The sequence below is a fragment of the Pseudomonas sp. P5_A2_2 genome, from assembly GCF_054177685.1.
This window is the reverse complement of sequence record NZ_JBGCUL010000072.1, coordinates 1-11,688: the sequence shown is the minus strand read 5'-3', so window position 1 is coordinate 11,688 and position 11,688 is coordinate 1. Positions and strand designations below refer to the sequence as shown.

The 11,688-nt window shown below is 57.8% G+C and carries 10 protein-coding genes; 5 read left to right on the top strand and 5 right to left on the bottom strand.

Going from position 1 to position 11,688, the window contains the following annotated elements:
* Together ACXRVY_RS08415 and ACXRVY_RS08410 are read right to left on the bottom strand one after the other, a co-directional pair.
* A partial coding sequence (locus tag ACXRVY_RS08415; RefSeq protein WP_458237241.1) for an Orn/Lys/Arg decarboxylase N-terminal domain-containing protein occupies positions 1–305 on the bottom strand: 305 nt, incomplete at its 3' end.
* A 250-nt stretch (positions 306–555) separates the two neighbouring features.
* Positions 556–1,428 carry a DNA/RNA non-specific endonuclease gene (locus ACXRVY_RS08410; RefSeq protein WP_223460631.1) on the bottom strand — a complete coding sequence of 291 codons (873 nt, stop codon included), beginning with the start codon at positions 1,426–1,428 and terminating at the stop codon, positions 556–558.
* A 348-nt stretch (positions 1,429–1,776) separates the two neighbouring features.
* On the opposite strand from ACXRVY_RS08410, the gene pdxR reads away from it, so the two are divergent.
* The 4 genes from pdxR to ACXRVY_RS08390 all read left to right on the top strand — a co-directional run bounded on the left by pdxR (position 1,777) and on the right by ACXRVY_RS08390 (position 7,541).
* A complete protein-coding gene (gene pdxR / locus ACXRVY_RS08405; RefSeq protein ID WP_458237240.1) occupies positions 1,777–3,285 on the top strand; it encodes a MocR-like pyridoxine biosynthesis transcription factor PdxR in 1,509 nt (502 codons plus the stop codon).
* A gap of 112 nt (positions 3,286–3,397) precedes the next feature.
* On the top strand, positions 3,398–4,468 hold the full coding sequence (locus ACXRVY_RS08400) for a sugar phosphate isomerase/epimerase family protein (protein WP_458237239.1): 1,071 nt from the start codon (positions 3,398–3,400) through the stop codon (positions 4,466–4,468).
* Between the two features lie 51 nt (positions 4,469–4,519).
* Complete coding sequence (locus ACXRVY_RS08395) at positions 4,520–5,785, top strand: MFS transporter (RefSeq protein ID WP_458237238.1); 1,266 nt, start codon at positions 4,520–4,522, stop codon at positions 5,783–5,785.
* Between the two features lie 268 nt (positions 5,786–6,053).
* Positions 6,054–7,541, top strand: a complete 1,488-nt coding sequence (locus ACXRVY_RS08390) for a sensor histidine kinase (protein ID WP_223460799.1) — start codon at positions 6,054–6,056, stop codon at positions 7,539–7,541.
* On the opposite strand, the gene ACXRVY_RS08385 is transcribed toward ACXRVY_RS08390, so the two are convergent.
* On the bottom strand, positions 7,531–8,235 hold the full coding sequence (locus ACXRVY_RS08385; protein WP_223460639.1) for a response regulator: 705 nt from the start codon (positions 8,233–8,235) through the stop codon (positions 7,531–7,533). The genes ACXRVY_RS08390 and ACXRVY_RS08385 overlap by 11 nt on opposite strands.
* 714 nt (positions 8,236–8,949) lie before the next feature.
* On the opposite strand from ACXRVY_RS08385, the gene ACXRVY_RS08380 reads away from it, so the two are divergent.
* The gene (locus tag ACXRVY_RS08380; RefSeq protein ID WP_223460653.1) at positions 8,950–9,228 is read left to right on the top strand and encodes a DUF2790 domain-containing protein; all 279 of its coding nucleotides are present in this window, start codon (positions 8,950–8,952) and stop codon (positions 9,226–9,228) included.
* Between the two features lie 138 nt (positions 9,229–9,366).
* Here ACXRVY_RS08380 and ACXRVY_RS08375 read toward each other — a convergent pair whose 3' ends face one another.
* Positions 9,367–10,818 carry a multiheme c-type cytochrome gene (locus tag ACXRVY_RS08375; protein ID WP_458237237.1) on the bottom strand — a complete coding sequence of 484 codons (1,452 nt, stop codon included), beginning with the start codon at positions 10,816–10,818 and terminating at the stop codon, positions 9,367–9,369.
* Between the two features lie 334 nt (positions 10,819–11,152).
* Positions 11,153–11,611, bottom strand: coding sequence for a MarR family winged helix-turn-helix transcriptional regulator (locus tag ACXRVY_RS08370; protein ID WP_108215731.1), 459 nt, complete (start codon positions 11,609–11,611; stop codon positions 11,153–11,155).
* Positions 11,612–11,688: the final 77 nt, after the last annotated feature.

Here is an 11,688-nt window from a genome sequence, read left to right as displayed (position 1 = left end):
TTGCCGTAGTACTCGGCATTATTGCTGGACAGGTCAAACACACCATTGACCTGCAAAATCACATCCTGCAGTTGTTTGTAGACCTCCAGGGAACGATTGCTGCGGCCCTGAGAGGCCACCAGGAAGATGGGGATGTCGAAGCCGGTACGCTTGATGGCATCCAGCGCCCCTGCTGCCAAATCATCTTTCGAGAGTACGGCGACAGCGACATCGGTAAAGTCAGTCTGGTCGAGCTGGACGATTTCACGGGAATTACGAAAGCAAACTCGTACCGCATCGCTGGCAGCGATTTTCAAGGCGTTCATAACCAGAATCTCTCGGTCTGTCTGACGTTGAAGTTCCTGGGACGACCAACTTCAGAGGCATCATGTCCCGGGGTCAGGAGCGATTGCCCTATTGGGTATAGTTCATTTTTACTATTTGTTACTTCCTGCCGATTTTTTAAGTTGAATTAATCCAAAGGCATTGATCCTCAGCAATCACGCACAACGCTTGATTGCGGATGAAGCACCCCATCGGTTGCATTCAACCTTTGGGGTGCTGCTCATCCAGCCATCAAGTGCGCCCTGCGGAACCTGAGACGGGCAAGTTCCCGAGCAATTTGAGCCCGGTGCTCTTCACGAAAGTTTCATAGTCCATGGGCTTCTCGATTCGGGTTTCAGCATTAGGCAGTACGTAGGCCCAGGCACGTTTGGACGATGCGTCGTACACCAGCTTGAACAGGCGGGTCGGCACCCAGACCTGGTTGTCGCCGATGGTGGAGTGGCCAGGGTCAAACAGCGGGCCGGTAAAGACAAACACGTTGCCATCGGCGCGCTTGGCAAACTTCCTGACATCAGACTCGACCTTGCTCCAGATCTTGCGGTTGTTGGTCGGGTCTTGCGGCACCATGTTCGACAGCGCAAAGGATTGGGCCATTGCATTGGGGTTCGGTGCATCGGCGGCCGGGGATTGGTGACCACGGTCCACGGCCGGGTGCTGGCTGCGGTAATCGCTCAACTCGGCGCGCCCGCTCTTGGGAATGCGTGGGTCCGGATAGAACTGGTTGGTGCGCTCCTCCCCTTTGGCATCCTGCAACTGGGCCGCATTCAGGCGTTCGACCACAACCAGCGGGGTCTTGCTGGTTTGCGAGTACAGCACCGCGAAGTTGTCGGAACACAGCGCCAGGGGTTTCATGGTTGCCGGCACGGTGGCGGTGTTGATCGGTTTCGCTGCCGGGAACAGATCTGCACAGCCGTCAAACGATGCCTGTTTCTGTTTGCTTGAATAGAGGTCCAGGGCCGCGCTCTGGCTGATCGAGCCCGAGCGGGACGTTTGTTCATGTTGCGCGGTGGGCGGCTTGAGCAGGTCCAGCAGACCGCGGGCTTGTGCCCCGGTCGAGAGCAAAACAAGGGCCGACAGCCCAACTGCAATTTTGCGTAGGTGCATGCTTAAAATCTTCGAATGGAATTGAGGGGTAAACGTAGGGCGAGTCCCGATTCACGGAACCAGGTGGAGGCCGTTGCTGATTATGTGGCGGCGAGCATGCTTTCACTGTCCTTGATCAAGTTACCGATGCGGGGCCGGTCGGTTCCGGGCAGATCGACCGCTTGGGGTCGTGCGGGGTTTATTGACCATGACAAGATACGTTAGTGCCGGGCGGCGGTTGGATTCTATTCGCCAGTGCTCGGCGAAGAAGCGGACCGGATGACATATCCAGTACCACTCGATACCCTTGCGCCCCCGGGTGCCTGACGGCAATTCGGGCCAGACTCACTCCATCCAGACGAACCAAAAATGAAATCCTCCGCAGGTTTGCTGTTGTCGGGTATCGAGCTGGACCGTACCAGCTCCATCCCCTTGTACCGCCAACTCTACTTGCAGATTCGCAAACAGATTCTCGGTGKCAGGATTCAGGGCGGCGTACGTCTGCCGTCCACCCGGACCCTGAGCAAAGAACTGCAGCTTTCGCGAATCAGCATTCTCAATGCGTTCGATCAACTGATTGCCGAAGGTTTTCTGACGTCGCGCACCGGGGCCGGGACCTACGTCGGCAATGAATGGGAAGGCCGCGGTACTGATGACGAAGAACACCAGCCCCAGCCGCCTCGCCTGTCCGATCTGAGCCAGTCCATGCTGTCGTTGCGCAGCGATCATTTTCGCGGCGTTTCCTATGCGGACTGGGCGACCGGGAGCCCGACCTCGTTCCTGCCCAGCCACAGTGCCTACGATGCGTTTCCGCAATCAGTCTGGAAACGGCTGATGAACCGCCACCTGCACAAGCCGACCAAGGCCATGCTCGGTTATGGCGAACTGCAAGGTTTGCTGGCCCTGCGCGAGGCGATTGCCGAATACGTCTTCGATGCCCGGGGCATCGACTGCGCTGCCGAGCAGGTGGTCATCGTTTCCGGTGCCCAGCAAGCCTTTAACCTGCTGGGCATGCTGTTGCTCAATCCGCAGGACAGCTTCTGGATGGAGGATCCGGGGCATATCGCGGCGCGAATTGCGCTCCAGGCCCAGGGTGGTCTGGTGGTCCCGTTGCGTATCGACGAACAGGGGATCGATGTCCGGCAAGGTGTGGCGTTGTGTCCTGACGCTCGCCTGGTATTTACCACACCTTCGCGTCAGCATCCCTTGGGCATCACCATGAGTTATGCGCGGCGCCAGGAGCTCATCGACTGGGCTGCCCGCAATCAAAGCTGGATCATCGAGGACGACTGCGACAGTGAGTTTCGCTACAACGGCCGCCCCCTGCCGGCACTCTATGCCATGGACCAATGGGCCCGGGTCATCTACGCCGGAACGTTCAGCAAAGTGCTCTTCCCCTCGCTACGACTGGGTTACGTGATACTGCCGAACGCCCTGATCGAACCCTTCTGCACCCTGCGGGCGGTCATGGATCGCAGCCCGCCCACGCTGCTACAGGCCGTCACGGCAGACTTCATGCGCGAAGGCCACTTTCTCGGTCATATTCGTCGAATGCGTGCGCTGTACCAGGCTCGCCAGCAAGCACTGGTCGAACAACTGCAGCAACGGCTGGGCACTTTCTTCAGGATCACGCCTGTTGAAGCCGGCATGCACCTGATCGCCTGGTTACCCACGCATCTCGATGACGACGCCCTGGCCAGGGAACTCGGCCAGCATGGCATTCATACCTATCCCCTGAGTGACTACTGCCTCGAGCATGTCTTGCCACCGGCGCTGTTGATCGGCTTTGCCAGCACCCCTGAGGACCAGGCCCAAGAACGCGTCGAAGCGCTGGCCCAGGCCTTGAGCAACATGGGCTATCTGCTGCAGGCCACTTGACGCAAGGCAAGTGGTCTTATGATTTAACTGATAATGGATCTATCGAGAGTTCCTGACTGGCGCGATAAAGGCTGCGCCGGTAGACCCGGCGTCTGAACCAGGAACGACTCGTATGAACAATAAGATCCAGGAACGATTCAACGCATTGCTCAGCCATAAGGCTGTCGAGGCCGGGGCTCCCCCCGTACTGACTGAGGCACTGGCCCGCCAGTTGCTCGACCGACTGGGCCAACTGCGCCTGTTTGCCCATGCCTACCCCTTGCTGACCAACCTGACCCACGGCCGCGTGACACCTGCTGACCTGCTGGACTTCGCCTATCGCCACGAGCTGCAGGGGCTGAGCCTGCACTTGCTCGACGGTGAGGAAAACAGCCTCAGTCAAATGACAGCCACGCAACTTCAGGCGTTCGCTGCCAAGGCCAAAACACTCGGGCTGGATGTGCATCTGGAAATCAGCAGCACCCTGAAAAAAGATGTCGATCAAGTGATCGCCATTGCCAGGGCGCTGGGCACCCGCAACATCCGTGTTTACTCACGCTACGAAGGAGCGCTGTCGCGGGTCATGGACCTGATCGAGTCGGACCTGCACTACCTCGCGCAGCAGGCAGACGAGCACGACCTGTTCTTCGACTTCGAGCAGCATGAGGAGCTCAAGAGCAGCGAGATCGCGCAACTGTTGAACCGCCTGAACCACCCTCGGCTGCATGCCCTGTTCGATTTCGGCAACATGATCAATGCCTGCGAACAGCCCCTTGCTGCGCTCCGTAACCTGGCGCCGCACATACGCCAGACCCACCTCAAGGGTGTGCGCATCGTCCCCGAGCAAAATGCATTCGGCCATTACGGCGTGCTGCAGGGCTGTGACGAAGACGACCTGCCCAACGCACGCATGTTGTTCGAACTGCTGATGCTCGGCGAATCAGCTGTGCAAGTGATCGCGTTCATTCTCGAGCAGGAAAACCACTACGTTGCCCCGGCGTTCCGCCAGATGGACGAAGCCGCGGACCCGTTCATTGCGTACCGGGAAATGAGTGAAACAGCGCTGCCGGAAGGCTTCTCGCTGGAGCAAATGCTGGCCGATGAACACCGTTGGGCCAACAACCAGGTTGCCTATGTACGAGGTCTGCTGGCCGAGTTCCGARCCCTGGCCGAGTTGACCCTGGCCCATTGCGCTGACGCCTGAACCTGACGTGCCGACCGGCACTGCCTACCCAATCAAGCCTGGAGAACAATAATGACATCCCATGACAAGGCCAAATGGCTCAGATTCCTGATTCTCATCCTCGGTGGCGGCACCATCTACAAGCTGGCGAATCTCAAAGACGCCTTTTATATCCCCATGCAAGAGTTCATGGGGCTGTCCCACACTGAAATTGGCGTGCTGCTGAGCGCCAACGCCATCATCGCCACCGCGCTGTTTGTGGTGGGCGGCATGCTCGCCGATCKGTACGATACGCGTAAGCTGATCCCCCTCGGCCTGATCGGTACCGGCAGCCTCGGCCTCTACCTGGCGACCTTTCCGCCCTTCAGCAATCTGCTGATTGTGTTCTGCCTGCTGGCCGTATGTGCCGACTGCATCTTCTGGCCCTCGCTGCTCAAAGCCATCCGCAATCTGGGAGACGATAAGGAACAGGGGCGCCTGTTTGGCCTTCTGGAAGGTGGACGTGGTGTCGTCGATACCCTGGTCGCCTTCTCTGCACTGGGCGTGTTCGTCGCCATGGGCTCCGGTGAAAACGGTCTGAAGTCGGCGATCCTCTTCTATTCGGTCATCGACATTCTTGCCGGGACCCTGACCTGGCTGCTGCTCAAGAGCGGCAATACCCAGTCGACCGCCAAGCCCAAGAACGGAATGTCGAACCTGCTAGAGGCCATCAAGGTGCCGGGCATCTGGCTGGTCAGCCTCAACGTGTTCATGGTCTACATCGTGTATTGCGGCCTGACCTATTTCATTCCCTACCTCAAGGACATGTACGAACTGCCCGTCGCCCTGGTGGGCGCCTATGGCATCATCAACCAGTACTTCCTCAAGATCCTCGGCGGCCCCGCCGGTGGCTTCATTGCCGACAAGCAGTTCAAGAGTTCCAGCCGCTATCTGAAGTGGGCATTCCTGGCTTTGTTGCCGCTGATGGGCGTCATCATGCTCATCCCGAAAAGCCCGGGTTTCATCTATGCGGGCATGGCAGCCACCCTCTCCTTCGCGCTGATTGTCTTTTCCATGCGCGGCGTGTTCTGGGCACCCATGGGTGAAGTCGGCATACCCCAGCACATCACCGGTTCAGCCTTTGGCATTGGTTGCCTGGTCGGCTATGCGCCTGGCATGTTTGCCTACGTCATCTACGGCGCAATCCTTGACCATTTCCCGGGTCAGCAAGGCTACAACTACGTGTTCTCGTTAATGAGTCTGTTGGCCATTGTCGGGTTCATGGTCTCCAGCCTGCTGTATCAAGCGGTTCGGAAAAACTCCACGGTCACCGGCAAGGTCAGCGCCGCGCAAGCCTGAACATAGGTCGGGTGTACGCGTCGCAACACATTGCCGTGCGGCGGTAACCGAAACCTCTCGGTTACCGCCGCACGGGCGCCGCCATCAAGCAGCACTGACGATGCTCTTGCTGATCATCCGTGGTGTGTAATCCATCGGTGAAGCTGTCGGATCGCTATACAGTGAACTACTGTCAGTCATGGGCGTGGCGTCCACAGCCAATCTCCAGATATCCGTTGAGTTGCAGGGTTTCCAACCGACTTATCACGATGATCAGGGAACCAGGTCGATGGCAAAAGATGCAAAAGCCGAATCGGAACACGCGACTTTTATCGCACAGGAGACTGAGGCTCTGGTCGAGCCAGCCCTTGTTTGCGATGCCGCTCGCAATGGAATCTGGCGCACACGGATCAGGGTCAAGGCGCGCAATCTGAGTCGCTCGACCCAGTTTGTCATTGCCGCTGCGGTGATCCTGGGACTGACCATGTTCTTCGTCGGCAAACTGGTGAGCGCACGCATAGAAAGTGCCGCGGTACATAGCGCAGCAGAAGCAGGCGCTCAGTACATGGATACGTTTCTGGAGCCCTATGTGCAGGAGATGAGCCGGGACAACAAACTCTCGGATGCAAGTGTCCAGTCCCTGGACCACCTCACGGAAAGTCGTTCGCTCAAACATCATATTGTCTCGATCAAGATCTGGCGGGCGGATGGCACGGTGGTCTACAGCACGAATAAAGCCATCACCAACCACACATTCCCTTTGGATGAGATCACCGAGGCACTCAAGGGCAAAGTGGTCACCGACCTTGAAGGGCTGAACGAGGATGAGAACGAGTTCGAGCGCAACCTCAACGTGCCGCTCTATGAGATCTACGCGCCCCTGCGGGATTCAAGCACCAGGAAAGTCATCGCGGTGGGTGAATTTTATGAAAAGGCCGATAGTCTGAAGCGCGAGATCAATCGCGTCCGAGAGCAGGTATGGGTGGTCGTTGGCGCCGCGACCCTGGCAATGCTGACGCTGCTTTTTTTCATCGTGCGACGCGGTGACAAGATCATCCAGCGACAACAAGTGGCACTGCGCTTACGGCTGCAGGAGCAAACCCGTCTGCACATCAGCAATGCCGAACTCCAGAGCAAGATGGCGACGGCTACCCAGGAGTTTTCCCATGTCAACGAACTCACCTTGAGGCGCATTGGTGCAGACCTGCACGATGGGCCGGCGCAGTTATTGACCTTGATTCTGATCCGGCTCGACGACCTGGCCGAAAACTGTTCCGCTGTCGATCAGGAGTCGCTGGAAACCATTCGTGGCGCCGCCACCGACGCACTGCGTGAGGTCCGCGATTTATCGCGAGGCCTGGCACTTCCGGAAATCAATGAATTGAGCCTGGTGGAAGAGTTGCAACTGGTGGCGCAACGGCACGAGCAACGCACTGGCACCAAGGTCACATTAACCCTGGGACTGCTACCGGAGGCCGCGCCACTACCGCTCAAACTCTGTTTGTACCGTTTTGTGCAAGAAGCCCTCAACAACGCTTACCTGCATGCCAACGGCGAGGGTCAGGTCATCCAGGCGCAATACATTGATGAAGTATTGAACATCAGCGTCAGGGACAGTGGTCCAGGCATGGCGGCGGACGCCATGCTGCAAGGGGCATCCGGCAGAACCCGATTGGGGCTCGCCGGTTTGCGTTATCGCATTGAATCTCTGGGTGGGTTGTTCAGCATCGACTCTTGCGTCTCTGGTACGTCGGTCAATGCACAGTTCAAACTCTAGGGAGTGTTCCGGCATCCATTGGTGTTTTTGCTGCGCCGTTGTGAAGTCGCCCGACAGCTTCGCGCTCCCTGTAATGCCGTAGAGCCGTGACCGCTTCGACACGATTTCGGGCGTGCAGTTTCTGCATCACGCAGCCCATGTGGTGCTTGACGGTTTTTTCGCTGATCATCAGCTTTGTCGCAACCTCCCTATTGGTCAGCCCCTTTGAAACTTCACGAATGACCTCCTCCTCGCGATGGGTCAGATCAATCGTGTGAATTTGCGCTTCGGGCTTCTTGTCGTTACTCAGCAGTTTGTTGGCGAACTCGGGGGTGATATACGTCTCCCCCCTGGCAACCGATCTGATAGCCAGGACCAGTTCCGGTCCGCTGACTCCTTTCAACACATACCCGCGCGCGCCGGCCTCCAGTGCCAAAAAGGCGTCATCTTCGGCTTCCGAAACCGTCAGCATCAGTACCTTCACATTCGACAGTTGAGTGGAAATGAACCGCACCGCGGCGAACACATCGCCCGGCATATTGACGTCCATCAACATCACATCCGGACGGATCTTGCGGGCAATATCCATGGCATCTTGCGCATTGGCGCCCTGCTCCACGACCTGAAGATCCGCCCGTTTTCTCAACGTATTGGCAACTCCCTCACGCAACATCGGATGATCGTCGGCAATGCCGATGCGAATGGTTGGATTCATGACGCGCTCCCGAAACGATCAGCACTCGAACACTCATTGATTAATAGCAGGGAACCGGGGACGCCGCCGGTCGCCAGTCGCATGTCCCGGGCTCCTGGTGTTCGGAAATCAGACTTAGGTCGGACTCAATTCGATCGTCAACAAGCATTCACTATGACAAGACTCTGATTTTCAGACGCCAACCCATTGTTTTAAAACGCCATTAAAAACGTCAATAAACAGCCGGCGCCATAAAACCCGGCCCCATCTTTCATCCGACCAACAGTCGCTCTCCTGCGCTTGGGTACATACAGCCCCCGTGCTCGATAGCAGGCGTTCTCGCGATGAGGCCATCGCAGCCAACATCCATGCCGCCTGACACGCCGCCATCGCGAGCAAGCTCGCTCCCACAATTGATCGCAGGTGTACGCAAATGACGCGCTCACCGCAAAGCCACTGTGGGAGCGAGCTTTTCGGTTCATGTATCGTCACAACCACCTCGCGAAAAATCCGTGATGACATGTCATGACCTCCTTCAGAAACGGACTTTGCCCAGCAAATACGGGGGTTTAAAGGACGAACGGTCGAGAGGCGTCAAGCGCGGGGAATTGCCGGGAGATTGCAGCCACTACAGGCTTTTCAGGCAGGCACGTTCGTCGCGGTGCGATGAACTTCACTTTCATCGCGTGTCACATTAAGTCCTTGTCAAGCGAACTTCAGTAGAGGTACAGCCTTATGAGCATCGCCACAATTGTCAGTGCCGTGATTTCCAGTCTCGCACCCAGTGTCTTCGACCAGAACAGCCTGCAAGAACCCGGCGCGCATGTCTCGGCCGTCGAATACCACTACGGAATGGACATCGATGTGAAACGGGTATTGCAGCGCACTGATACATCCGACAAGACCGGCGTGGTACCGGTGACCCTGGTCTACGAAGACAGCGAAGGCGAGATTCACAAGATCCGCTTCCTCGAATGGGGTGCAAGCCCCGCCGACCCCACCAGAATTGCCTGATCCGCTCACCGATAGGGTTCTGGGCCGTGCCTGCGCGGCGCAGGCCGGAACCCCGAGTCGCTCCAGTCACAGCAACTCCTCCACCGCCGTGGCGCGGGTGTTCCGGGAGCAAACCTGAAAGCGCTTCAACGCGCCCCCCTAGGGTCGGGACGCAGTGATCGGTGACAAGGGTACGCTCTGCGTGACTTTGGCCATCTGGGTGATTTCCACCTGCACCTTGTCCTTGCCGAGCAGGTAATCGGCCAGCTTCTGGGAGAATGGCCAGTAGTTCAGTGCAGCAGTCAGGGTCAGCGGCCCGACGGCGTCGGCCGGTACCAGGAAGGAGAACTCCCCGATATCGTAGCCCTTGGGCAGAATGCGGTTGTCCGAGAGAATCTGTGTGGCATTCCAGACCTCGACGTCCAACGGATTGCCGTCCTCGTCGCCGATGTGCACTTTGAAGTTTCGCGTGTTGTCCTCGGTCTTGCCGTCCTTGATCGCACCCAGTCGATAGACCTCGCGACCACTGGCATCCAGCACCCGGAAGTCGATCCAGATCTCCCGTCCCTCCGGAAAACCGGTCGGCAGCTTGTGCCCGGCGCCGACGTTGGAAACTTTGACGGCTACCGAGTTGTATTGCCCGGGAATGATGGCGGCCGGCAGTTGCTGGAAGGTTATTTCCCCCGCCCGCGCGAGCATGTCGCGCGCGCGTTGCGCGCCCACTTCCTGACCGAGATGCTTGAGCATCATCGCGTTGGCTCCGCTGAACCAATGCGAGGCGACCTCCWCGCGGTCTGGCCCCATGATCGCGGCCTTGCCCGCAAAACCCGGCATATGGCAGCTCTGGCAGGTTACGCCGTTAAGGCTGTAGGCGCTCTCCTGCCATTCGTCATAGGTACGCTCGACCGCCACACTGCTGAACGGGTGCGTGACGTTGTGGCAGGTGCCGCAAAAGTCCGAGCGCGTGTGCAGAGCGGAATACACGGTGTCGTGATAAGGCGAAACGGCGTCTTTACGCGGGCCGAACTTGGTCGGTTTACCGTGCGCTCGAGGGCTCAGAACATAGGCACCGTTATCGAGGCCCGTGCGGGCACTGATGTTGTGGCAGGTCTCGCAATCGACCCCGGGCATCGGATGATTTTTCGCGCTGTCTTCAATTGAAGAGCGGTTGACTTGCGAATTGATCTGCCCGGTCGTGAGACCGATCGGGGTATGGCAGCCGGTGCAGAAGTTATCGACCTTCCCCTCGGTGGCCGAACTCGCACGCTGGAGCAAGGCCCGATAGATGGGTTCATCCCAGGCCTGGGACATCATCGAGGAGCGCCACTGTTTGTAAATCTCCGTATGACAAGCGCCACAGACCTGGGCATTGTCGAAGTCATTTACATTCAAAACCAGGTTGCCGGGGGTATTGGCCCGATGCGGAAAGAACGGCATCGCGCCAGTCACGTGCATGAGCCTGGAACGTGCCGGCTCCAGCCACTTCTCATTACTTTGATTGTCATTAACCTGAGGTTCGTCTGCCGCCATCAGCGTTACCGTCAGCAGGCAAGCCAGAAAACACAACCCGCGCAGCGCTACTTGCGCACGCGTATATCTGGAGTGGCTCATAAGCATTTCCCCTGGACGGTTGCAGAGGAGGACAGCAGCACTTCAATTGAGYAGGCGGGGTATTTCGCGATGTAAACCGATGGTTACATGCGATCACTCAATGGGGTACTGACAGCTCMACAGGTTCCCGACTCTGCAACTTTCAAGAACGGGACAAGCTCTCACTCAGCAATTACTTTGCCAGCGTTGTGTAAAACGCGTGCGAGCCCCGTAAACATTGGCCAGAGGTTGAAATACCGTGCTGGAGGAGACGCGAATACTGCTGGGGAATGGCGCCCCGTTTGTGGGGCAGCTCACTCCGAAATCGGGGGCCACTCACTTGACTCGCTACGACTTACTCCCGGTCTTTCGTCGAGCGGATGAGATTGCCCCGTAACTTCACAATGGCCTTCTGCATTTGCACGAAGTCGTCGGGGTCAAGACCGGTTTGCGGGAAGCCGTCTTCGGTGAGGCCTTCGCGCAGTTTTCGTCCCTCTTTGGTCAGACTGATCCGCACCTGGCGTTCGTCTTCCGGGTCGCGCTGGCGCAGCAAATACCCCATCGCTTCCAGCTTCTTGAGGATCGGCGTGAGGGTATTGGATTCGAGAAACAGCTTTTCGCCGAGGCTGCCAACGGTCTGGTTGTCTTCCTCCCACAGCGCAACCAGGGTGATGTATTGCGTATAGGTCAGGCCGAGCCGTTCAAGCATCGGCTTGTAGGCCTTGCCGAAGGCCAGGTTGGCTGAATAGACCGCAAAACACAGGAAATCGGAGAGTTTGAGATCCAGGGCGGATGTTTTGTCGGTGTTTTTCATGGACGTTCTCATGGGTCAGTCTTGCAAGACTGAAACTATACGTCGTACGCGATGGTGTCGGAAGTGCGTATAAACAC